22 protein-coding genes, 1 other RNA gene and 1 pseudogene are annotated in these 21,403 nt (G+C 67.3%); 11 read left to right on the forward strand and 13 right to left on the reverse strand.

Annotated features, from left to right (window positions below):
* Positions 1 to 98: 98 nt before the first annotated feature.
* Positions 99 to 623, reverse strand: a complete 525-nt coding sequence (gene grpE / locus K343_RS0102550) for a nucleotide exchange factor GrpE (protein WP_028006723.1) — start codon at positions 621 to 623, stop codon at positions 99 to 101.
* Between the two features lie 137 nt (positions 624 to 760).
* The gene (hrcA, locus tag K343_RS0102555; RefSeq protein ID WP_028006724.1) at positions 761 to 1,798 is read right to left on the reverse strand and encodes a heat-inducible transcriptional repressor HrcA; all 1,038 of its coding nucleotides are present in this window, start codon (positions 1,796 to 1,798) and stop codon (positions 761 to 763) included.
* Between the two features lie 111 nt (positions 1,799 to 1,909).
* On the opposite strand from hrcA, the gene K343_RS20650 reads away from it, so the two are divergent.
* The gene (locus K343_RS20650; RefSeq protein WP_043111872.1) at positions 1,910 to 2,818 is read left to right on the forward strand and encodes an NAD(+) kinase; all 909 of its coding nucleotides are present in this window, start codon (positions 1,910 to 1,912) and stop codon (positions 2,816 to 2,818) included.
* A 10-nt stretch (positions 2,819 to 2,828) separates the two neighbouring features.
* Positions 2,829 to 4,514, forward strand: a complete 1,686-nt coding sequence (recN, locus tag K343_RS0102565) for a DNA repair protein RecN (protein ID WP_028006725.1) — start codon at positions 2,829 to 2,831, stop codon at positions 4,512 to 4,514.
* Positions 4,515 to 4,577: 63 nt separating this feature from the next.
* On the opposite strand, the gene K343_RS24880 is transcribed toward recN, so the two are convergent.
* Complete coding sequence (locus tag K343_RS24880) at positions 4,578 to 4,949, reverse strand: hypothetical protein (RefSeq protein ID WP_211226139.1); 372 nt, start codon at positions 4,947 to 4,949, stop codon at positions 4,578 to 4,580.
* Positions 4,950 to 4,978: 29 nt separating this feature from the next.
* On the reverse strand, positions 4,979 to 5,395 hold the full coding sequence (fur, locus tag K343_RS0102575; protein WP_028006726.1) for a ferric iron uptake transcriptional regulator: 417 nt from the start codon (positions 5,393 to 5,395) through the stop codon (positions 4,979 to 4,981).
* 74 nt (positions 5,396 to 5,469) lie between these two features.
* Between fur and K343_RS0102580 the strand changes: the two genes are divergently transcribed.
* Entirely contained in the window at positions 5,470 to 5,910 is a 441-nt protein-coding gene (locus K343_RS0102580) for an outer membrane protein assembly factor BamE (protein ID WP_028006727.1), read from the forward strand.
* 19 nt (positions 5,911 to 5,929) lie between these two features.
* Here the strand turns inward: K343_RS0102580 and K343_RS0102585 are convergent, their stop codons facing one another.
* The 3 genes from K343_RS0102585 to K343_RS0102595 are packed head-to-tail and all read right to left on the reverse strand — an operon-like array spanning position 5,930 to position 8,048.
* Entirely contained in the window at positions 5,930 to 6,217 is a 288-nt protein-coding gene (locus tag K343_RS0102585; protein ID WP_028006728.1) for an RnfH family protein, read from the reverse strand.
* 5 nt (positions 6,218 to 6,222) lie between these two features.
* Positions 6,223 to 6,654, reverse strand: coding sequence for a type II toxin-antitoxin system RatA family toxin (locus K343_RS0102590; RefSeq protein ID WP_028006729.1), 432 nt, complete (start codon positions 6,652 to 6,654; stop codon positions 6,223 to 6,225).
* A gap of 8 nt (positions 6,655 to 6,662) precedes the next feature.
* Entirely contained in the window at positions 6,663 to 8,048 is a 1,386-nt protein-coding gene (locus K343_RS0102595) for a sodium-dependent transporter (RefSeq protein WP_028006730.1), read from the reverse strand.
* 44 nt (positions 8,049 to 8,092) lie between these two features.
* Between K343_RS0102595 and smpB the strand changes: the two genes are divergently transcribed.
* On the forward strand, positions 8,093 to 8,569 hold the full coding sequence (gene smpB / locus K343_RS0102600) for an SsrA-binding protein SmpB (protein ID WP_028006731.1): 477 nt from the start codon (positions 8,093 to 8,095) through the stop codon (positions 8,567 to 8,569).
* A 326-nt stretch (positions 8,570 to 8,895) separates the two neighbouring features.
* Positions 8,896 to 9,251: a transfer-messenger RNA gene (ssrA, locus tag K343_RS23805) on the forward strand.
* A gap of 227 nt (positions 9,252 to 9,478) precedes the next feature.
* Here the strand turns inward: ssrA and K343_RS20660 are convergent.
* A pseudogene (locus tag K343_RS20660) lies at positions 9,479 to 9,775 on the reverse strand (HigA family addiction module antitoxin).
* An 8-nt stretch (positions 9,776 to 9,783) separates the two neighbouring features.
* Positions 9,784 to 10,587 carry an ATP-binding cassette domain-containing protein gene (locus tag K343_RS20665; RefSeq protein ID WP_169716638.1) on the reverse strand — a complete coding sequence of 268 codons (804 nt, stop codon included), beginning with the start codon at positions 10,585 to 10,587 and terminating at the stop codon, positions 9,784 to 9,786.
* Between the two features lie 178 nt (positions 10,588 to 10,765).
* Between K343_RS20665 and K343_RS25130 the strand changes: the two genes are divergently transcribed.
* The 6 genes from K343_RS25130 to K343_RS24975 are packed head-to-tail and all read left to right on the forward strand — an operon-like array spanning position 10,766 to position 18,163.
* Positions 10,766 to 11,686, forward strand: coding sequence for a GspH/FimT family pseudopilin (locus tag K343_RS25130; protein WP_084615614.1), 921 nt, complete (start codon positions 10,766 to 10,768; stop codon positions 11,684 to 11,686).
* A complete protein-coding gene (gene pilV, locus K343_RS0102620) occupies positions 11,664 to 12,146 on the forward strand; it encodes a type IV pilus modification protein PilV (protein WP_028006732.1) in 483 nt (160 codons plus the stop codon). Before K343_RS25130 ends, pilV begins: the two co-directional genes overlap by 23 nt.
* Positions 12,143 to 13,177 carry a prepilin-type N-terminal cleavage/methylation domain-containing protein gene (locus K343_RS0102625; RefSeq protein ID WP_084615615.1) on the forward strand — a complete coding sequence of 345 codons (1,035 nt, stop codon included), beginning with the start codon at positions 12,143 to 12,145 and terminating at the stop codon, positions 13,175 to 13,177. The genes pilV and K343_RS0102625 overlap by 4 nt, the downstream gene beginning before the upstream one ends.
* A gap of 2 nt (positions 13,178 to 13,179) precedes the next feature.
* Entirely contained in the window at positions 13,180 to 13,779 is a 600-nt protein-coding gene (locus K343_RS0102630; RefSeq protein WP_245585098.1) for a pilus assembly PilX family protein, read from the forward strand.
* Positions 13,780 to 13,790: 11 nt separating this feature from the next.
* Positions 13,791 to 17,675: a pilus assembly protein gene (locus tag K343_RS0102635; RefSeq protein ID WP_211226140.1), complete on the forward strand. Its 3,885-nt coding sequence runs from the start codon at positions 13,791 to 13,793 to the stop codon at positions 17,673 to 17,675.
* Positions 17,676 to 17,692: 17 nt separating this feature from the next.
* Positions 17,693 to 18,163 (forward strand): type IV pilin protein, encoded by a 471-nt coding sequence (locus K343_RS24975; protein ID WP_043112037.1) that lies wholly within the window; start codon positions 17,693 to 17,695, stop codon positions 18,161 to 18,163.
* A gap of 6 nt (positions 18,164 to 18,169) precedes the next feature.
* Here K343_RS24975 and K343_RS20675 read toward each other — a convergent pair whose 3' ends face one another.
* The 4 genes from K343_RS20675 to lspA form a co-directional block, all read right to left on the reverse strand.
* Entirely contained in the window at positions 18,170 to 18,787 is a 618-nt protein-coding gene (locus tag K343_RS20675; protein ID WP_084615617.1) for a GspH/FimT family pseudopilin, read from the reverse strand.
* Between the two features lie 121 nt (positions 18,788 to 18,908).
* A complete protein-coding gene (locus tag K343_RS20680; protein WP_043112039.1) occupies positions 18,909 to 19,874 on the reverse strand; it encodes an NAD(P)/FAD-dependent oxidoreductase in 966 nt (321 codons plus the stop codon).
* Positions 19,875 to 19,916: 42 nt separating this feature from the next.
* Positions 19,917 to 20,882: a 4-hydroxy-3-methylbut-2-enyl diphosphate reductase gene (gene ispH / locus K343_RS0102655; protein ID WP_028006737.1), complete on the reverse strand. Its 966-nt coding sequence runs from the start codon at positions 20,880 to 20,882 to the stop codon at positions 19,917 to 19,919.
* A gap of 10 nt (positions 20,883 to 20,892) precedes the next feature.
* Positions 20,893 to 21,387, reverse strand: a complete 495-nt coding sequence (lspA, locus tag K343_RS0102660; protein WP_028006738.1) for a signal peptidase II — start codon at positions 21,385 to 21,387, stop codon at positions 20,893 to 20,895.
* Positions 21,388 to 21,403 lie beyond the last annotated feature (16 nt).

The following is a 21,403-nucleotide window of genomic DNA, read 5'->3' on the forward strand; positions in this document are numbered from 1 at the left end:
TGACTCCGAAATTGGTTTCGTTCCTGCCGCCTAACTGAAGGCTGGATGCAGGGTTTCAAGGGGTTTTCGCGCGATTTTTCCGCTTTTTCGCGTTTTCTTCAGTCAGGTGCGCGCGCCACGACCACCATCGCCGGACGCAGCAGGCGCTCGTGCAGGCGGTAACCCTTCTGCATCACGTTCAGCACGTGGTTGGCCGGCACCTCGGCGCTCGGCACCATCGACATCGCCTGATGGAAATCCGGGTTGAAAGGCTGGCCCTGCGGGTCGATCTGCTTGACGCCGTTCTTCTCGAGCACGCTCATCAGCTGCCGGTAGGTCAGCTGCATGCCCTCGCCCATCGCCCGTGCCGGACCTTCGGCAACCTCGGCGGCCCTCAGTCCCAGTTCAAGACTGTCGGCGACGGCGAGCAGCTCGCCGAGCAGCTTCTCGGCGGCGTACTTGAGATTGTTGGAGGCATCGCGCTCGAGGCGGCGGCGGGTGTTTTCGAGGTCCGCGGCAGCACGCAGCTGCGCGTCCTTGGCGGCGGCGGCACGGGCCTCGGCCTCATCGAGGCGGGCACGCAGCGCCTCCAGCTCGTTCTGGCCGCCGGCGCCGGCGGCCGCCTGCTCGGGAGTATCCGTCATATCGCTGTTCGGTCTGTCTGGTCGTCAGGAAGTAAGGCGGGCGCGCAGGGCGCCGGCCGCGGAAAGAGGGGCGCATGATAGCCAGCCGAACGGCCAGCATCTAGCAAAGCCGAACGCCCCGGCCGTTATCTGCGGCCTCAGCCCTCGCCTTTCAAGCCGGCGGACAGCAGTCGCGCCGTCTCGCGCACGATCGGAATGATGCGGTGGTAAGCCATGCGCGTCGGCCCGATCACGCCGAGCGTACCGGCGATCTTGCCGTCGACGTAGTACGGCGCGGTCACCACGCTGCATTCGTCGAGCACGCGATAGCCGGACTCGTCGCCGATGAACAATTGCACGCGGTCGGCGTTGAGGCACTGATCGAACAGGTTGAGCAGATCGCGCTTGGTGTCGAAGGCCTCGAACAGTCCGCGCAGGCGCTGCACGTCGGCCAGCTCCTGAAAACCCATCAGGTTCGGCCGCCCGGCGACGATGTAATCGCCGCCGCTCTGCGGACGCAGCGCCTGTTCGGCCATGGTCGCCGCCTCGCGCAGGAGCAGATTGACATGCGCCTGCGCGTCGGCGGCTTCCTCGACCAGGGCCTGACGCAGGCTGACGAGGTCGCGGCCAGCGAAATGTTCGTTGAGCAGGTTGGCGTAGCGCTCCAGCTCGTCGGCGCCGTACGGACGCTCCGTGTAGATGATGCGGTTCTGCACTTCGTGCTGGTTGACGACCAGGATCGTCAGCACGCGATTGCCGGACAGCGGCAGGAACTCGATGCGCCGCAGCACCGCCAGATTGCGCCGCGGCACGGTGACGACGCCGGCCATCCGCGACATCTCGGACAGCAGGTTCGAAGCCGCCTGCACCAGATCGGCCGGCGAGCGATCGCGCGGCAGCAGCTCGCTGGCGATCAGCTCCTTCTCGCCGCTGCTGAGCGATTCCGGCGACAGCAGCGCATCGACGAAATAGCGATAGCCGCGTGTGGTCGGGATGCGCCCGGCCGAGGTGTGCGGCGAGGCGACGAAGCCCAGCTCGTCGAGGTCGGCCATCACGTTGCGAATCGTCGCCGACGACAGGCCCAGGCCCGCCATTCGCGACAGGGTGCGCGAGCCGACCGGCTGCCCATCGCGGATGTAGCGCTCGACGAGCAACTTGAGGAGCTCGGCGGCGCGATCGTCTAGGGCTTTTGACATGTCATAAAAATGGGGTTTTTCCGGCGCATTTTCAATAGCCTGAAGGACGATTTCCGATGGCGGCGGGGGTCATTCATGCTAACGTCCGCGGCAAATTTCCGGTTCTTCTCCATGCACCCCTTCGAGATCGTCGGCGTCATCGGCAAGCGGCGCGACCCGCAGGTCATTCCGACGCTGCGCCAGCTGATCGAGGTCCTGCGCGCGCACGGCCGTCGTATCCGCCTCGACGAGCTGACGCTGCCGGGCCTCGAGCTGCCTGCAGACGTCGAGCGCCTGCCGCGCCACGAGCTGGTGCGCTGCGATCTGGTCATCGTCGTCGGCGGCGACGGCACCCTGCTGTCGGCGGCGCGCGACCTCGCCCCGGCCGGCGTGCCGCTGCTCGGCATCAATCAGGGGCGCGTCGGCTTCATGGTCGACGTGCAGCCCGGCGAGATGCAGGAGGCGCTCGCGGCGATCTTCGCCGGCGACTACCTGCGCGAACAGCGGCTGCTGCTGCAGACGCGGCTGATCCGTGATCAGGGGCGCGGCGCGGCGCGGCTGGCCGTCAACGACGTCGTCATCCGCAATCAGGCGGCGATCCGCATGCTGGAGTTCGAGACCTGGCTCGACGGCGAGTTCATCTCCCAGCACCGCGCCGACGGCTTCATCGTCGCCAGCCCGACCGGCTCGACCGCGTACGCGCTGTCCGGCGGCGGACCAGTCGTGCACCCCGGCCTCGACGCGCTGACGCTGGTGCCGATCTGCCCGCACACGCTGTCGGACCGTCCGATCGTCGTCAGCAGCCGGCAGACGGTCCGGATCACCCTGCGCGGCGATCCGGACACCGTGGCGATGTACACCTGCGACGGCCAGACCGCCGAGACGCTGCGCGCCGGCGAATCGTTCGAGGTGCGCGAAGCGGATTTCCGCCTCACGCTCGTGCATCCGAAGAACTATTCGTACTTCAACATCCTGCGCAACAAGCTGCATTGGGGACGCGGCCCAGCCGCCGGCGGCGAACTGCGAAACAACATTAAATAAGCACGTCAAGATGCTGAAAAATTTATCAATCCGCAATCTCGCGATCATTGATGCGGTAGACCTCGATGTCGGCGGTGGCTTCACCGTGCTGACCGGCGAGACCGGCGCCGGCAAGTCGATCCTGATCGACGCGATCGGCCTCGCGATCGGCCTGCGCGCCGACGCCGCGCTGGTCCGCGCCGGCCAGGAAAAAGCGGAGATCAGCGCCACTTTCGAGCTGGAATCCGACAGCCCGGCGCGGCGCTGGCTCGCCAACCACGAACTCACCGATGCCGACGACCCGGCGCTGCTGGTGATCCGCCGCATCGTCTACGCCAAAGGCCGCACGCGCGCCTTCGTCAACGGCAACCCGGTCAACGCCGGCCCGCTGCGCGAGCTCGGCGAGATGCTGATCGAAGTCTTCGGCCAGTCCGAAAGCCAGACCTTGCTGCGCGCCGACGTGCAGCGCCAGGCGCTCGACGACTACGGCAGCAGCGCGGCGACGCTGCAGGCGGTCGCCACCGCCGCCGCCGCCCATGCCGACGCCGAGCGCGCACTCGAACGCCTGCGCAGCGCCGGCAGCCGCGACCCGGCTCAGCTGGATTTCCTGAAATTCCAGATCACCGAACTCGACGCGCTGGCGCTCGGCGACGACGAGCTCGAAACGCTGGAGGCCGAGCACCGCCAGCTCGCCCACGCCGGCCGCCTGCTCGGGGAAGGCGCGCAGGTGCAGGAGCTGCTGTACGGCGGCGAGAACAGCATCTACGACCAGCTCGGCAGCGCCCAGGTCCTGCTCACCGGGCTGGAACCGCTGCACGAAGGCTTTCGCGCCGCGCGCGAGGCGACCGAGTCGGCGCTCGCGCTGGTCCGCGACGCGGCCGACAGCGCGCGCCGCGTGCTCGACAAGCTCGACCTCGATCCCGAGCGCCTGGCCGAAGTCGAGAGCCGTCTCGGCGCGATCCACGATCTGGCGCGCAAGCATCGCCTCAAGCCGGCCGAACTGCCGGCCCATCTGCAGGCGCTGCGCGCCCAGCACGACGAAGCCGCCAACGCCGCCGGCCGCGTCGAAGCGCTGGAGCGCGAGCGCAACGGCGCGCGGCGCCGCTACGACGAGGCCGCCGCCAGGCTCGGCGCCGAGCGGCGCCGCGCCGCCAAACGCTTCGGCGAAGCGGTGACCGCGATCGTGCGCACGCTGGGCATGCCGAACGCGCAGTTCCTGGTCGGCGTCGAGACCGACGCGCAGGCCGCGCCGCGCGCCAGCGGCGCCGACAGCGTGCGTTTCGATTTCTCGGCCAACCCGGGCCAGCCGCCGCGACCGCTCGCCAAAGTCGCGTCCGGCGGCGAGCTGTCACGCGTGTCGCTGGCGATCCAGGTCGCGGCGCTCGCCCGGCACGGCGCGGCAACGATGATCTTCGACGAAGTGGATGCCGGCATCAGCGGCGGCGTCGCCGAGATCGTCGGCCAGCAGTTGCGGGTGCTCGGCGCGCAGCGTCAGGTCATGAGCGTCACGCATCTGGCCCAGGTCGCTGCCCAGGGCCACGCGCATTTCGCGATCCGCAAGGAAGTGCAGAAACAGCAGACCTACACGCGGGTCTCGCCGCTGTCGGCCGACGCCCGGATCCAGGAGCTGGCGCGCATGCAGGGCGGGGTCGAGATTTCACAGGCCGCGCTCGAGCATGCGCGCGACCTGCTGCAGCGCGCGGCGCGCACGGGCTGAGGCCCGCCGCGGACGCGCCGTCGCGCAACGCGACGTCGGAGGCGTTCGGCCCGGTGCGGCCCCTCAGCGCGAGTCGGCCGGGTGCGCGTCCTTGATCGCCGCACCGGCGTCCTCGACGCCGTCGTGCACCGCGTGTCCGGCCTCGCGCGCCGCGTCGCGGCTGGCGTGACCGGCGCTCTTCGCCGCGTCGCGCGAGGCATGGCCGACGGCCCTGGTGGTATCGCGCGTCGCGTGGCCGACCGCCTTGCCGGCGTCGCGGGCGGCGTGGCCGACGCTCTTGGCAGCGTCGCGCGTGGCATGACCGACGTCGCGCGCCGCCTCCTTCAGTTCCGCGCCGAGCGAGCCGGAGGCGGCCTCGTCCTCCTGCCGCGCGTGGGCCGGCAACGCGACGGCGGCGGCCAACGCCAGGGCGGACAGCAAGGGCGCCGTAGGCAAGGCGGGCCTGCCTGTCGCGCGGGCCCTGCTCATTCCTTGCGCTCCTGGCGCTTCGGCCGCACGTAGAGCACGAGACTGTGCTCCTCGACGACGAAGCCGTGCTTCTCGGCGATCTGCTGCTGGAGCTTTTCGATGTCTTCGCTGAAGAACTCGATCACTTCGCCGGTATCGATACGCACCATGTGGTCGTGATGCGGACCGCGCTCAAGCTCGAACACCGCATGCCCGCCTTCGAAATTGTGCCGCCGCACGAGGCCGGCAGCCTCGAACTGCGTCAGGACGCGGTACACGGTGGCCAGGCCGACATCCTCGTTGAGGTCGATCAGGCGTCGGTAGATGTCTTCGGCGGACAGGTGGCGAGCGTCGCTGTTCTCGAGCATCTCGAGAATCTTCAGGCGAGGCAGCGTCACCTTGAGGCCGGCGTTGCGGAGGTCGGAGGATTCCATGCGGACTCTGGCGCTGGTCGGCGGGGTTTCCGCTATTATCCCTGCTCTTCTTCCCGCAGCAACCCGGCGACCCGATGCGTTTTCTTCTTCTTGCCGTGGCAGCCCTCGCGCTGTCGGCCTGTTCGATCATTTACAAGCTGCCGACCCGTCAGGGCAACGTCATCGAGCAGAAGCAGCTGGACCAGTTGAAGATCGGCATGACGCACGATCAGGTCCACTACCTGATGGGCACCCCGGTCGCCGCCAGCGCGTTCCGCCCGAACCGCTGGGACTACGTCGGCTATTACAAGTCCCCGCGCGGCGAGGTCACCGAACGCGTCGTCAGCCTTTACTTCGACGGCGACGTGCTGGCCCGCATGGAAGGCATCGAAGCGAGCGGCTCGTCGAAGGCGATCGACAATCCGGACGTGCAGACCATCCTCAAGGAAGAGAAGAAGGATGCCCGCGACGCTTCGCGCGCGGCCAGCGACCGGCCGAGCGGGGTCGTCATCACGCCGCCGGGCTCGCAGCCCTAAAAAGCGCGAGCCGCGCGCCTCAGCGGCGGTCGCGCTGTGCGCGCGTCCGCCGGACGCGCTCGCGGCGCGCTTCCTTGGGATCGGCCCGTAGCGGCCGGTACACCTCGAGCCGATCGCCGGCCTGCAGTATCTGCGTCGCCTCGACGCGACGCCCGAAAATGCCAAGCGCCGCGGCATCGTCGATGTCGGCGAAACGCTGCGGCAGTCCGGACAGCCTCAGCGCCTCGGCGGCCGTCGTGCCGGGCGCCAGATCCAGCGCCAGCAGCACCTGCTGATCCGGCAGCGCGTATGCGATCTCGACGCGCACGCGGTTCAAACCTTGCCGTACAGCGCTTCGGCGCGCAGGCGGAACGCGTCCATCACGGAACCGACCGCGCGGTCGATCCACGGGCCGAGCGTCGCATCCATCAGGCGATTGCCGAACTCGAGCTGCAGCTGCAGCGAAACCTTGCAGGCCGCCTCGCTGAGCGGCTGGAAGCTCCATTGGCCCTGCAGCATGCGAAACGGCCCGTCAAGCAGGCGCATATGGATCAGCCGGCCGCCGTCGAGCAGGTTCTCGGTCGCGAAGCTGTCACTGAGGCCCTTCACACGAAACCCGAGCCGGGCCCGTACCTGCTGCCCTTCGGCATGCTCGACCCTGGCCGACACGCAGCCGGGCAGGAACTGCGGATAAGCCTCGACGTCACCGACCAATACATACATGTCCTGCGCTGCGTACTTGAGCAGGCTCGAGCGTTCCAGCACACGCAACTTCAGACTCTCCAGAGCGAGACCAGCCAGTCGAGCAGGCCGGTCGAGTAGATCAGGACCGCAATCAGGCCGATGCGCGCCGGATAACGCAGCAGCGCGAACCAGACCGGGAACAGCCATGGCCGCGACTCGCCCCACAGGCCGCGGACTAGGTCGCGCGGCATCATGCTGACCACGAACACGCAAATCAACAGTCCGTCGACCGGAGCGAACCAGCTGGCCGTCAGCCACTGCACCCACTCGAAGAAGTTGCGGCCGAACAGGCGCAGGTCCTGCAGCACGCTGAACGACAGCAGTGTGCCGAGCCCGATCGTCCAGACCAGCAACGCCGCGCAGGTGGCCGCGAACACGCGCGTCCAGCGCTGACGATCCATGAAGTAGCGGCTCAGCGGCTCGAGCATCGCCGTCGCCGACGTCATCGTCACGATGAAACTCATCAGGAACAGGCCGGCTGCGAACAGCGAGCCGCCGAGATCGGCGCTGATCGCGCGCGGCAGTGTCTGGAACATGAGCGTGATCCCGGACGTCGGCTGCAGCCCGGCGCCGAGCACCACCGCCATCACCGCGAAGCCGACGAGCAGGCTGAACAGGGTGTCGATGCCGATCACCGCCAGCGCCGTGCGACGCAGCGGCGCATCGACCGGCAGGTAGCTGCCGACGCCCATCATCACGCCCATGCCGAGCCCCAGCGTGAAGAACGCGTGGTGCAGCGCCTCCATCACGCCGCGCCAGCCGAGGCGCTCGGGATGCGGCGCGAAGATCGTCTCGACCGCGGCCGCGGCATCGCCACGCTCGATCGCGTACCAGCACATCGCGACGACGATCAGCAGCGCGAATGGCACCAGCCCGCGCGACGCGCGCTCGACGCCTTCGCGGAAGCCGTGCGAGACGACGATGCAGGCGGCCAGGATGAACAGCGTGTGCCACGACAGGCTGCGCTCGGGGTCCTGCGCGAGATTGAGGAAGACCTGGCTCGCGCCGTCGGCCGTCAGCTGGCCGAACGCCCCGCTCGCGGCGCGAAACGCGTAAGCGAGGCTCCAGCCGGCGATGACGCTGTAGTACGACAGGATCAGTCCCGCCGTCAGCAGCGCCAGCCCGCCGGCGACGATCCAGATGCGGCTTGCCTTGGCCGTCTCGGCAAGACGCGCAAAACCGGCCACCAGATCGTCGCGCATCCAGCGCCCGAGCATCCATTCGGCGATCAGCAGCGGCATGCCGACCAGCAGCAGGCCGGCAAGATAAACCAGCAGGAACAGCACGCCGCCGTACTCGGCCATCAACGCCGGCAGGCGCACCGCGTTGCCGACGCCGAGCATCGCGCCGACCGCGACCCAGAGGAAGGCGCGGTGCGAACTCCAGTAGCCGTAGCTGCTCTCTCGAATGTGCATTCGCGTAGTCTAGCCGCCGGACGGGGCGTCTATATAATTGACAAATGAGCAAAAACGAAGAGGCAGCGACGGAGCGTACGATCGCCGTCAACCGCCGGGCGCGGCACGAGTACTTCATCGAGGAGCGCTACGAGGCCGGTCTCGTCCTCAAGGGCTGGGAGGTCAAGAGCCTGCGCGCCGGCCGCGCGCAGATCGCCGAAGCCTATGTAACGCTGAAGAACGGAGAAGCCTGGCTGATCGGCGCCCATTTCACCCCGCTCAAGCAAACCTCGACGCACGAGATCGCCGACGCGACCCGCACCCGCAAACTCTTGCTGCATGCCCGCGAGCTGGCGACGCTGATCGGCAAGGTCGAGCGCGCCGGCTTCACGTTGGTTCCGCTGGACCTGCATTGGGAAAAAGGCCGCGCCAAGCTCGAAGTCGGCCTCGCCAAGGGCAAGAAGCAGCACGACAAGCGCGCCGATATCAAGGAGCGGGACTGGCAGCGCCAGAAAGAACGCATCATGCGCCATTCGGCCTGAGACGCCCGAGCGAACCCATCCCGCCAGTCCCTTTCGCCGACTCGCCGGCGCTGCTTCGCGGCGCAGCGGCTCGCGTCGATACTGGCAGCGCCAGAAAGAACGCATCATGCGCCATTCGGCCTGAGACGCCCGAGCGAACCCATCCCGCCAGTCCCTTTCGCCGACTCGCCGGCGCTGCTTCGCGGCGTGGCGGCTCGCGTCGATGCTGGCAGCGCCGGCAAGGACTGCATCAAGTGCCGTTCGGCCCGGGCGCCCGGGCGAGTTCGTGTCACAGGACTTGAATTCACGCAGAGCGGACCTATCACTGTTACACTGTGATCGCACACGGGGCTGACCGGTTTCGACGCTGGTAACGGAATCCGAAGTGCATGCCGAGGTGTCATGTCCTCGTAAAACCTGTGACAACCAAGCTAGTTGCGAACGACTCCAACTACGCCCTCGCCGCCTAAATCCCGGTGAGCGGTTGCCCTTCTGGTTCCGATACCGGTTGGTGCGGCCGTCGACTCTTATCGGATCGCAGTGACGTCCGCCCTTGGCCGAACTGCTAAAACCCTAAGGGGATAAGCGCAGGCGTTCCGTGCCCGTCCGGCAGCCTGCGACGAAAACCAAAGACCGGGCTAAGCATGTAGATCTGAGGGCTACGATCTGGCGGACGCGGGTTCAATTCCCGCCAGCTCCACCAATCCCTGACCCCTTCGCGCATCGGCGAAGGGGTCTTTTTGTTTGGCCGGGCAAAGAAAAACCCGCGTCTCGTGTCCGAGCCGCGGGTAGCGGTTGAGAGAGCCCTTGGGAGTGACTCGCAGCCAGAGTAGCCCCTCCGTCCGAACAGAACATGAACGAAGCGCACAGTTTGCCGGGCGCCCGCCCTCGCCCGTGCCGGCCGGCGCGAATCACGAATGACGGGGCGGCCTACGCTGCCGGTTCGCCCTGCCGCGGCAGGCTGTCACGCCGGATGCGGGGACCGGCATCGCGCTCGGCCAGGCTCAGCAGCTACTGCGCCTGAATATTCATCCAGTACTCGGGCGCGGTCCCGAAGTAACGCGCAAGGCGCAGCGCCGTCTCGGCGCTGATGCCGCAACGCTCGCGGACGATGTCGTTGATGCGCGGCGCCGGCACGCCCAGCGCGGTCGCCAGCGCATTGGCGCTCATGCCGAGCGGGATCAGATAGTCCCTGCGCAGGATCACGCCCGGATGGAGCGCGCGCATCGGCGGTCTCAGACGGTCAGGTGACGATGGACGATATCGTCGCCGAGTTCGGCGATCGGTCCGCCGGCAACCAGCCGGCCCTTGTCGAGACTGCGGAACTCACTGGCGACCCGGCGCGCGAACGGCAGCTTCTGTTCGACGAGCAGCAGCGTCAGGCCGAGTTCGCGGTTGAGGCGCAGCAGCAGTTCGCCGATCTCGGCGACGATGTTCGGCTGGATGCCCTCGCAGGGCTCGTCGAGGATCAGCAGCTGCGGATCGAGCACCAGCGCGCGGCCGATCGCCAGCTGCTGCTGGCCGCCGGACAGCTCGCCGCCACGGCGCCGGCCCATCTGCCTGAGCGCCGGGAAGATCGCGTAGACGCGCTCGAAGACGTCGGCGGCACGGCCCGGCGTGGCGCGCGCACCAAGGCCGATGCGCAGGTTCTCCTCGACGCTCAGCTGCGAAAAGATCTCGCGCCCCTGCGGCACATAGCCGATGCGCAGCCGCGCGCGCACCTCGGCCGGCAGCCCGCGCAGCTCATGGCCGTCATAGACGATCGCGCCGCTGGCCGCCGGCACCAGACCCAGCAGCGCGCGCAGCAGCGTGGTCTTGCCCATGCCGCGCACGCCGGCATCGGTCTCCTGCGACAGCTGCGCGCGCAGCGCCGCCACCGCCGCGTCGTCGAGCGTGCGCAGGATTTCCTCGACGGCCTGCCGGCGGATCACCGGGTCGGCATCGATCGTGTCGCCGGCCTGCACCACACCAGCGGTGGCCAGCAGCAACGGCGCGGCCAGGGCCAGGGCCAGCGAGCGGAACGTGAACTCGCGTTTCATACCCTGAGCTTCTCCAGGCTTGTCATGCCGCGCATGCGTGCAGTACCGGGAACAGGCTAAGAAAGCACCGCCCGGCCGTGTATGGGGCGTTTGACGTAGTGCATTAAACCGGGGTGGCGCAGCTCGCGCATGCCGCCGCCCGTCCGCAGGCCGGTGCCGCTCGGCGGGCGTGTCGGCCATGTGGACCCCGCTCGCTCGCGCCCACCGCCCCAGGCAGAGCGGTATTTCCAGCCTCATTCCCAGGCAGGCCGTCGCGCCAATCGGCGGCGCCCCGTTCTCGGTTCGCAAGCGAGCTGTGCTAACCTCGAAACAAGGGGATGGATCGCTTTGGTCCTGTTGTTTATACGAAAGAAATTGGGAGACGGGGTGGGCATTCGGACGACCGCCTCGGGCCTGCCTTTTGTCGGCCCGGGATCACCATTCGCACGCCTGCCGGATAGGCTGCTGCGACCGATCCGTGTTCATTCATGGCCATCGGCGGCGGCCGGCTGACGATGCACTCTGGGGGAGAGAAGGCGTGAACGCCAGGCGCCATTCATCGGGACTGACCTTGATCGAGCTGCTCGTGACGCTCACGGTCGCTGCCGTTCTGCTCGGCATTGCCATCCCGAGCTACAAATTCATCCTCGTGACGAATCGCTTGGCGTCGACGGCCAACGATTTCGTCGTGGGCATCCGGCAGGCCCAGGCAGAGGCCGTGCGCCGCAATGCGCCGACCCAGTTCTGCAGCAATGTGGCCGACACCAATGGCGCCGACGACCTCGGCGCGAGCTGCGGCACCTCCGCCGGTGCGGTCTACGTACTCAACAGCGACGGCACCCGCACCAAGATCTACACCGCTCCGAACGTTCCCGCCGATCTGAGCTTGAGCGCCAGCGGCGCCGGCGTCACGGCGCTGCGCTTCACCGGCCAGGGTCTTGCGCAAGCGGTCGGCGGTAGCGGCCCGTACACCGGCCTGGTCGCCGACATCTATACCAGCGAGCTGAGCGACAGCAATCATCGCTGCGTCTATCTCACCACCGGCAGCCTGGTCAGCAGCTGCACCTACACCAGCGCCAGCGAAGGATGTCCCGCCGATGAACCCGCATCCTGCCAGTAGCGCCGCGCGCCGGTGCGGTCGGCGCGTCGGCGCGCGCGGCGCCGGCCTGATCGAGGTACTCGTTGCCGTACTGATCCTGTCGATCGGGTTCCTCGGCATCGCCCTGGTACAGACACGCGCGCTGTCCCAGAACAACAGTTCAATGGGACGTTCGATGGCGATCGTCGCGAGCTATTCGATCCTGGAAGCGATGCGTGCCGATCGCGCGAACGCACTATCCGGCGCCTACGACACGACGGTCGTCGCCGACAATTGCCCGGCGTCCGGAACCCTGGCCGAGACGCAGATCAGCAACTGGTGCAGCGAGCTGAGCGCTTCGCTCGGCGGCGCCGCCACCACGACCGGCACCATCGATTGCGACGCAGGCGGCACCTGCACGGTGACCATCCAGTTCGACGACAGCCGCGTCGGAGCGTCCGGCGACAGCGAACAGACCGTCGTCACCAAGGCGATGCTATGACCTCCCGCTCCCCGCTACCGCCGGTCCCGCAGCCCCTGCCCGCGCAATCCGGCTTCAGCCTGATCGAGCTCATGATCGCGCTGGTGCTCGGCCTGGTCGTGATCGGCGGCGCCACCGCCGTGTTCCTGTCGAACAAGCAGTCATACCGCTCGAATCTCGCGCTCGGGCAGATCCAGGAAAACTCGCGCATCGCGTTCGAGATGATGTCGCGCGACATCCGTCAAGCCGGTCTGACGGGATGCGGAAACCTCGGCCGTGTCGCCAACATCCTCAGTAACGGGCCGACATCGGCCACACCGGCTTGGTACGCTGATTTCGCCGTCAACGCGATTCGCGGCTTCGACGGCAACGCCACCGATGTCGCCGTCGCAACCGGTACGGGTTCGGCACAGCGAATCGCCGGCACCGACTCGCTGATGCTGATCGGCGTCGGCGAATCCGGCGCAAGCCTCGCCGCGCACAGTCTGAGCACTTCGCAATTGACGATCCATGAGCCCAATGCCGGTCTCGAGGCCGGCGACCTGGTCGTGGTCTGCGATCCCGATCATGCCGCCATCGCGCAGATTACAGGCCTCGCCGGGACGGTCCTGACCCTTGCTGAGGATACGGGCACCCCGGGCAACTGTTCTGTGGGCCTCGGTTTTCCGTCGACCTGCTCGGGCGCCAACGACTACCAGTTCGCCGTGAATTCACAGCTCTCCAAACTGATGGCAGCCGACTGGTTCATCGGCAACAACCCGCAAGGCAGCCGTTCGCTCTACCGGATGACACTCGTCAACAGCGCGGGTATTCCGACGCCGACGGCGCAGGAGATGGTCCGCAACGTCACCGACATGCAGATCCAGTATCACGTGCCGGGGTCCGCATCGTTCCAGGACGCCGGCGCGCTCGCCGCCGCCGCCTGGCAGAGTGTCGACGCCGTGCGGGTCACCCTCAGCTTCCGCAGCTCGGATCGCTACGCAGGAACAGACGGCGCGCCGATCACCCGTCAGATGACCGCGTCGGTCACGCTGCGCAACCGGACGAACTGAGCATGCGCGTCACGTCGATCCCGCGAGACATTCAGGCTGTCCGGCAGCGAGTCGCAGCGCCCGCAGCTTCGGCGCATGCGCGCCAGCGAGGCGTCGCCTTGGCAGTCGCGCTGATCCTGCTGATCCTGGTCACGCTGATCGGCCTTGCGGCGGTCCGCGGGGTGACGACCCAGCAGAAGATGACCGCCAACTTCTACGATCGGGAGCTCGCCTTCCAGAACGCGGAAGCCGGCCTCGCCGCGGCGGCGCAGGCGCTGGCTGCCGGCACCACCAACATCCGCAACTGTGGGCAGGGCGGCGACGCCTGCCGCGCCAATCCGTTCGAGGATCCGAACCTCGCGGCCAGCAGCATCCAGACCGTCAGCTCCTACACCGCCGGCAACAACACCACCGGCCAGCCGCAGTTCGTAATCGAGAACATGGGCACCTATGCGGACCCGAATTCGAGCACCGGCTTCGGCCAGAGCGCCAACGGAGCCCAGTACGGCGCACAGGGCGTGACAACGACGGCGATCTTCTATCGCATCACCGCGCGCAGCGGCAATCCGTCGCAGATCGGTGATCGCGCGGTTGTGACCCTGCAGGCGATGTACAAGCAATGAGGGAGCGGAGCATGAACGCAGGAGCGTACATACGGCGCAACGCGGGTCGCGGAGCCACTTGGCTCATCGGCCTCGTGATGGCATTCGCGCTGCCCGCCGCCGAGGCCGTGACGATCGATCAGTCGCCGCTCACAGTCAGGCAGTCGCTGCCGCCGAATATCGTGCTGATGCTCGACGATTCGGGCTCGATGGCCTGGGACGTCATGCCCGACTACGGCTATCTGAGCAGCACAAGCGCCGATGCGCTGGTCAGTTCGAGCGTCAACGGGCTGTACTACAACCCCAGCGTCACCTACACGCCGCCCTATACCTCTGACGGCACGACGCGCTATCCGGACGCGAGCTTCACGGCCGCCTGGAAGAACGGGTTCAGGCAGTCACAGGGAACCGTGAACCTGAGCTCTTATGACGGCTCCAGCGACACGAGCCGATCCGGACGCAGTTCGAGCGATGTCGACTACACCACCTCGGTCTCTATCTCGACCCCGTTCAGCTATACGGCGACGCTCAGCTGTCCGTACGGGGGCACGCCCAACCTCTCCACCGGTAAATGCACAGGCTCGTATTACGGGACATACAACGGCACATGGAGTTGCCCGGACGGAGGAACCCGCAGCGGCTCGACCTGCTCGGGGACGACGACCACGACAACGAGCTTGTTTACCTACACCGTCAAGAGCGGCAGCACCTATACGCGCTACTACGTCGGCACCAGCGGTTCCTGTACCGCGGTCTCATCGCAGATTTCGAGTTCCGTCTGCGACGACAGCGAGGCCACGCGCCAGAACGTCGCGAACTGGTATTCGTACTACCACACGCGCATCCTGATGGCGAAGAGCGGCCTGATGAACGCCTTCGCCAACCTCGATCCGACGATCCGCTATGGCTTCGGCTCGATCGATGGCGGCGATTCCGGCAACAACAACTACACGAATCTGCCGACGTCGCGTTACACCTACACGGACAACTACAACGGCGGCAGCAACTACATCGCCCAGGTCCAGCCCTTCGGCAGCGGCTCCAGCAGCTCGTCGCAGAAGAGCCAGTTCTGGACCTGGCTGGCCGCTGCCACTGCCAGCGGCGGCACACCGCTGCGGCAGGCTCTGAATGCCGTCGGCCGCTACTACCAGACCGCGCAGCCGTGGCAGTCCACTGCCGACGGCTCGACCGTCGAACTCGCCTGCCGGCAGTCCTACACGATTCTGACGACGGACGGTTTCTGGAACGAAAGCAGCACCGGACTGCCGTCCTCGCCGTACACCACCAACGTCGACGGCGCGCCGGGCAGCTCGACCACCACCACGACGACGTCCACCTACAACGCCACGCTCAGCTGTCCGGTCGGCTACACGCCGATCACCAGCGGCAATCGCAAGGGCCAGTGCAAGAAGGACGGCACCAACAGCTATTACAACAACGGCACATGGAGCTGCCCGAACGGCGGAACGCTGAGCGGCTCGACCTGCTCCGTCACCACGACCACCACGACGACGCAAGCGACCGTCACGAACACCGGTCCGAACGGCCAGTCCTACACCTATGACGCGACGGCGACAAACAGTGCCGGCCTGCCGCTGAAACCCTACGCCGACACCTACTCGAACACGCTCGCCGACGTCGCCATGTATTACTGGTTGTCGGATCTGCGCCCGGATACCAGCAACGAAGTGCCGACGAGCACCGAAGACGAAGCATTCTGGCAGCATATGACGACGTTCACGCTCGGCCTTGGCTTCACGCCGACGAACATCGCCCCGGCCGGCACCACCGTCAGCCAGATCTTCAACTGGGCGAACGGCGGCAGCCCGATCAGCGGCTTCAGCTGGCCGCAACCGAGCGGCGACAACATCAACAACATCGCCGACATGGCGCACGCCGCGGTCAACGGCCACGGCGGCTTCTATTCGGCAACCAGCCCGGAAGATTTCTCCAACGCGCTCAGCGATGCGCTCAAGCGCGTCTCCGAGCGCAACGGTTCCGGCGCCAGTCTCGCGGCGAACAGCACCAAGCTGGAGACCGGCACCGTCACCTACCAGGCCGTCTACTCGACGGGCAAATGGAAAGGTGACCTCAAGGCCTTCACCGTCAACCCGAGCACCGGCGCCATCGCCTCGACCCCGTTCTGGGTTGCGTCCAACCAGCTGCCAGCCGCAGCCAGCCGTACGATCAAGACCTACAACCCGAGCGCCACGAGCGGCTCGCAGTTCGTCGACTTCACGGCCGGGTCGTCGGACACGACTGCACCGCCGAATCTCTCGAGCGCGCAGAAAACCGCGCTCGGATCGACCTCTGCAGTGCAGAACGCCGTCGTCGGCTACCTGCGCGGCGACGCCAGCCGCGAGCAGAAGAACGGCGGGACCTACCGCAATCGTGACACGGCACTCGGCGACATCATCAGCTCGCAGCCGGTCTATGTCGGCGCTCCGGACGCCAATCTGTTCTTCGGCAAGACCTTCACCGGATCGTCCAGCTATTCGACGTTCGCCGCGAGCAAGGTGAACCGCAGCCCCCGCCTGTGGGTCGCGGCCAACGACGGCCTGCTGCACTCCTTCAACGCCACCAACGGCGCGGAAATCTTCGCCTACCTGCCCAACGCCGTGATCCTCAACGGGGTCAAGGATCTGAGCAATCCGAGCTACGGCAGCAACGGCGTTCCGCATCAGTTCTTCAACGACGGAGAACTGACCGTTGCCGACGTCTACTACTCGTCGGCCTGGCACACGGTCCTCGTCGGCACCACTGGCCGCGGAACGGCCAAGGCAGTCTATGCCTTCGACGTGACGGATCCCGCCACACCGACCCTACTGTGGGAGCGCTCGGCGGGCGACGGTCAGGCCAACAGCCAGTACATTGGTCAAAGCATCGGCAAGCCGGTCGTCGCCCAGACCGCCGACGGCGCGTGGTCGGTCCTGCTCGGCAACGGCTACAACAGCAGCACCGGCACCGCGGCGCTGCTGCAGTTCTCCGTCGCCAACGGCGCGTTGACGGTCCATGCGACGAACTCGACGACCGGCAATGGCCTGGCGGCACCCGCGGTCTGGATGGCAAATGCGACGAACGGCATCAGCACTACTGCCTACGCCGGCGACCTGCTGGGCAATGTCTGGGCCTTCGATCTGGCTGCCAACACCAGCTCGGCGATCTTCCAGGCCCAGGACGCCAACAGCGGCGCGCAATCCATCACCGGCGGCATGCTCGCCGGCAAGGATCCGTCGACCGGCAATCTGTGGCTGTTCTTCGGCACCGGCCGCTACCTGACGCAGACCGATCTCGCCGACGACAGCGTGCAGACCTGGTACGGCATCATTGCCCAGGCGGGAGCGGGTCAGTCGAGCACACTCGTCCCTCACCTGAGCCAGGGACGCACCTACCTCACCCAGCGCGAGATCGTCGCCGAGCAGGCAGCGACTTCGTCGTCACTGGCCGCGCGCGCGATCTCCAACCCATCGGACGGCGACATGGCCGGCAAGTCCGGCTGGTACATCGATCTGGTCCCGCCATCCGGCACGGCGAACGGCGAACGCATGGTCACGCCCAACCAGTTCCAGGGCAATCTGCTGCTCGGCACGACGCGTATCCCGGAATCCTCGGATCCGTGCAATCCGACCGGTCGCGGCTGGATCATGGCGATCAATCCGTTCAGCGGCGCGCCGCCGGGCTCGACCTTCTTCGATATCAATGGCGACAACCAGTTCAACGACAGCGACAAGATCACGTCAGGAGGCACGACTTACATCGTCGCCGGCGTCGGCTTCAGCTCGATTCCCAATAATCCGATCTTCGTCGGCAATACCATGCTGATCAGCTTCGACGACGCATCGACCGGCAAGGTCAACACTGCCGGCACACCGGGCGGGCTGCAGCGCCTGTCCTGGCGCGAGTTGATCCGACAATGAACGAGGACCTGAAGGCCATGTCAGAACGCCATCGCCAACCGACCGGCTCCAGCCGCCAGACCGGCTTCACACTGATCGAGCTGGTCGTCGCGGTGGCGATCGTCGGCATTCTCGCCGCGATCGCCTACCCGTCGTACATCAATTCGATCACCAAGACCAAGCGCCGGGCCGCCGAGGTGTGCTTGTCGAGCTACGCCACGTTCATGGAGCGCTTCTACACGACCAACCTGCGCTACGACCAGGATCTCGCCGGAAACGCCATGAACAGTGCCGCGCTGCAGGCACTCGGGCTCGATTGCGCATCCGATCAGAACACCGGCAAGGACTACAGCTACGCCTTCGACTCGGTCGCGGCTGCGGCCTACACGCTCAAAGCAGTCCCGATCGACGCCCAGGCGGACCGCGATACGCGCTGCGGCACCCTGACGCTCGACCATACCGGCACGCGCGGCGCGAGCGGTTCGGCGGGCGTCGCCGAGTGCTGGTAGGCGGAATCAACCCGCCGGCGGACATTCCCCGGCGAAATCGTGCGCCTCGGGTTCGAAGCGCCCGCTGCCGATCAGCACCAGATCGGTGGCGTTGCCGGTACCGAGCCGGGTCGTGCAGATCCGCAGACGCCCCGCCGCGAACGCCCCGTTCACGGTCTGCGCCGCGCCGCTCGGATGAAAAACGACGGCTTTCTTGAAAGGGCCGTTGCCCGACAGCAGCACGTCGTCCGAGTCCGGCAGGCGTTCGCTCAGCCGTATGCTGTCCTCCGGATCGACGCGACCGTCGTGATCACGATCGATGAACACGATCCATTCGAGCGCCGGCCATTGACCATGACAGCCTTCCGCGGCATTGCCCGCGCAAAAGGTCACCGGCACGTTCAAGCTCGCCGCGGTCTGGCGCGCCGTCACTGCCGCCAGCAGCAGTTGATTCGTCGTCGAAGCGAGCCGGGTCACCACCAGCGCATGGCTGAAGGCCGGAACGCCGAGGCCCAGCAGGACCGCTGAAACCGCGACCACGGTCAGCAGTTCGGCGATCGTCAGACCGAGCTGGCACACCCGTCGACATGCCGGTCCCGGCCGACGGCGACTGGGAACACCGTGATCGCGGTGCGGATCTTCCATCGGCACCCCACTCGTCGCGATCGTGGCGAAGCACGATCTCCACTTGATCGACCAGACGCGCCTGAAGCCTGTTTCGGCCGATGCTAGGAGGAAAGCGGCGCTGCCGGATGCCGAGCAGTTCTCAGTTCGGCCACACGACCGTGGCGCCCAGATCGCAAAGAATGCGGGCCGCCACCCGCTCCGCGCTGGCTGGTGCGAGCGTGAGACCGATGCGGAAGTGACCGGTCGCGAGGTACAGGCCCGGACGATCCGGTGCCGGGCCGAGCAGCGGCAGGTCGGCGTCGAAGCGCGGCCGCAGGCCGGCCCAGTGGCCGACGATCGGCAGCCCGGCGAGCGGCGGCCACAGTTTCGTGGCGCGCATCAGCAGCCGCTCGCGCGCCTCAGGCGTCGGCGTCGTGTCGAAGCCGGCATCCTCGACCGTGCTGCCGATCAGGATGTGACCGTCGCGACGCGGGATCAGGTAGACATCGGCGCCGATGCGCAGGCGCAGCAGCTGGCCGGGTGCACCGGCCGCGAGCAGCATCTGGCCCTTGGCCGGGCCGACGCCCGGCGCGCCGAGCGGCGCCGACCAGGCGCCGGCCGCCAGCACCGCCGCGCGGCAGGCGACGTCGCCGCGTGCGGTGCGCACACCGCGCAGTACGCCGTCCGACTCGATCCAGCCCTGTACCTCGGTCTGCGCCGCGAGCACGACGCCGCGGCGTCGCAGCGTTTCGGCCAGCGCGCGCAGCAGCCGCGGGTTGCGCACCTGCGCCATCGCCGGATATTCGAGATGGCGTCCGTCGCCGGGGAAATAGTCGGCGCCGCATGCCCAGTACTCGGGATCGATGCCGGACTCGCGCTGCAGGCGCTCGCACCAGGCCGGATACAGGGCGAGGCTCTCGTCGAGCAGCGGGCGCAGCGCCGGCGGACAGTGGTCGGGCGGCAGCGGACACAGCATGCCGCCGCCGGCCCATGACGCGGCGCGGCCGAACTCGGCGCGCTCGAACACGGCGACCGTGAAACCGCGCCGCGACAGCGCTTCGGCGCAGGCCAGGCCGATCACGCCGCCGCCGGCGATGGCGACGTCGACCCGCTCGGGCAGGTTCATCAGGGTTCGCGGGGGACCGTAAAACTCGGGCGCGCGCCGCGCTCAGCGCGGCGGCGCGGCGGTGCCCTGCGTAGCGCGGCGCAGCGCCTGCGGCAGCGAGAACACGACGTGCTCCTCGCGGCCCGCCAGTTCCTGGGCCTGCGTGCCGCCGAGACCTTTGAGGCGCTCGATCACCTCGCGCACCAGGACCTCGGGCGCCGAAGCGCCGGCGGTCACGCCGACGCGCGCCTTGCCGGCGAGCCACTCGGCGCGAATGTCCTGCGCACCGTCGATCAGATAGGCCGGCGTGCCGCGGCTCTCGGCGAGCTCGCGCAGCCGGTTGGAGTTGGAGCTGTTGCGCGAACCGACCACCAGCAGCACATCGCAGCGCGCCGCCAGATCCTTGACCGCGTCCTGGCGGTTCTGCGTCGCGTAACAGATGTCGTCCTTGCGCGGACCGTGCACCTGCGGAAAGCGCGCGCGCAGCGCGTCGATGACCTTGGCGGTATCGTCCATCGACAGCGTCGTCTGCGTCACGAAGGCGATGCGCTCGGGCTCGCGGATCGGCAGCTCGGCGACGTCCTCGGGCGTCTCGACCAGATGGATCGCGCCGCCCTGGCTGGCGTCGAACTGCCCCATCGTGCCCTCGACTTCCGGATGGCCGGCGTGGCCGATCAGAACGACCTCGCGGCCCTCGCGCGAGTAGCGCTTGACCTCGATGTGGACCTTGGTCACCAGCGGACAGGTCGCGTCGAAGATCGTCAGGCCGCGTCGTGCCGCGGCATCACGCACCGCCTGCGAGACGCCGTGCGCGGAGAAGATGCAGGTCGCCCCGATCGGCACCTCGTCGACTTCCTCGACGAAGACGGCGCCCTTGGCGCGCAGGTTCTCGACCACGAAGCGGTTATGCACGACTTCGTGGCGCACGTAGATCGGCGCGCCCAGCACCTCGAGCGCGCGCTCGACGATCTCGATCGCGCGATCGACGCCGGCACAGAAACCGCGCGGATTGGCGAGCAGGATCTCCATCGTTCCTCCCTCAGCCCGGCGCCTTCGCCGGCTTGCGGCGGAAGCTGTCGAGCAGCATGTCGAGGATCAGCAGGCCGGCGCCGCAGCTGATCGCCATGTCGGCGACGTTGAACGCCGCGAAGTGCCAGCTGCCGACGTAGAAATCGACGAAGTCGACGACATGGCCGCGCGTGACGCGATCGATCACGTTGCCGAGCGCGCCGCCCATGATCAGCGACAGGGCCACGGCGACCAGCTGCTGGTCGCGCGGATGCCGGCGCAGCCAGATCAGGATGCCGATGCTGACGGCGACGCCGAGCAGCACGAAGACCACCGGCGAGGCGTCCGACATCATCGAGAATGCGGCGCCGGTGTTCTTCATGTGCACCAGATTCAGATGCGGCACGACCGGAATCACGTCGAACCAGTTCAGATGCCGCACGACCAGCTGCTTGGTGATCTGGTCGATGAGGATCACGAGCGCGGTCGCCCACAGCCAGTAAACGTTCTTGTACTGAAAGGACATCGTCAGCTTCGGTTCA

The sequence above is a fragment of the Solimonas flava DSM 18980 genome (assembly GCF_000426685.1).
Lineage (GTDB): Bacteria > Pseudomonadota > Gammaproteobacteria > Nevskiales > Nevskiaceae > Solimonas > Solimonas flava.

Bases quoted from the DNA above. Each gene is read 5' to 3' on its own strand.
- grpE (WP_028006723.1), bottom strand. From the start codon at position 623: ATGACGGATACTCCCGAGCAGGCGGCCGCCGGCGCCGGCGGCCAGAAC.
- pilV (WP_028006732.1), top strand. From the start codon at position 11,664: ATGAACCCGCATCCTGCCAGTAGCGCCGCGCGCCGGTGCGGTCGGCGC.
- hrcA (WP_028006724.1), bottom strand. From the start codon at position 1,798: ATGTCAAAAGCCCTAGACGATCGCGCCGCCGAGCTCCTCAAGTTGCTC.
- smpB (WP_028006731.1), top strand. From the start codon at position 8,093: ATGAGCAAAAACGAAGAGGCAGCGACGGAGCGTACGATCGCCGTCAAC.
- K343_RS20680 (WP_043112039.1), bottom strand. From the start codon at position 19,874: ATGAACCTGCCCGAGCGGGTCGACGTCGCCATCGCCGGCGGCGGCGTG.
- K343_RS20665 (WP_169716638.1), bottom strand. From the start codon at position 10,587: ATGAAACGCGAGTTCACGTTCCGCTCGCTGGCCCTGGCCCTGGCCGCG.
- fur (WP_028006726.1), bottom strand. From the start codon at position 5,395: ATGGAATCCTCCGACCTCCGCAACGCCGGCCTCAAGGTGACGCTGCCT.
- lspA (WP_028006738.1), bottom strand. From the start codon at position 21,387: ATGTCCTTTCAGTACAAGAACGTTTACTGGCTGTGGGCGACCGCGCTC.
- K343_RS25130 (WP_084615614.1), top strand. From the start codon at position 10,766: ATGTGGACCCCGCTCGCTCGCGCCCACCGCCCCAGGCAGAGCGGTATT.
- K343_RS24975 (WP_043112037.1), top strand. From the start codon at position 17,693: ATGTCAGAACGCCATCGCCAACCGACCGGCTCCAGCCGCCAGACCGGC.
- K343_RS0102595 (WP_028006730.1), bottom strand. From the start codon at position 8,048: ATGCACATTCGAGAGAGCAGCTACGGCTACTGGAGTTCGCACCGCGCC.
- K343_RS0102580 (WP_028006727.1), top strand. From the start codon at position 5,470: ATGCGTTTTCTTCTTCTTGCCGTGGCAGCCCTCGCGCTGTCGGCCTGT.
- K343_RS20675 (WP_084615617.1), bottom strand. From the start codon at position 18,787: ATGGAAGATCCGCACCGCGATCACGGTGTTCCCAGTCGCCGTCGGCCG.
- recN (WP_028006725.1), top strand. From the start codon at position 2,829: ATGCTGAAAAATTTATCAATCCGCAATCTCGCGATCATTGATGCGGTA.
- K343_RS0102635 (WP_211226140.1), top strand. From the start codon at position 13,791: ATGAACGCAGGAGCGTACATACGGCGCAACGCGGGTCGCGGAGCCACT.
- K343_RS0102630 (WP_245585098.1), top strand. From the start codon at position 13,180: ATGCGCGTCACGTCGATCCCGCGAGACATTCAGGCTGTCCGGCAGCGA.
- ispH (WP_028006737.1), bottom strand. From the start codon at position 20,882: ATGGAGATCCTGCTCGCCAATCCGCGCGGTTTCTGTGCCGGCGTCGAT.
- K343_RS0102625 (WP_084615615.1), top strand. From the start codon at position 12,143: ATGACCTCCCGCTCCCCGCTACCGCCGGTCCCGCAGCCCCTGCCCGCG.
- K343_RS20650 (WP_043111872.1), top strand. From the start codon at position 1,910: ATGCACCCCTTCGAGATCGTCGGCGTCATCGGCAAGCGGCGCGACCCG.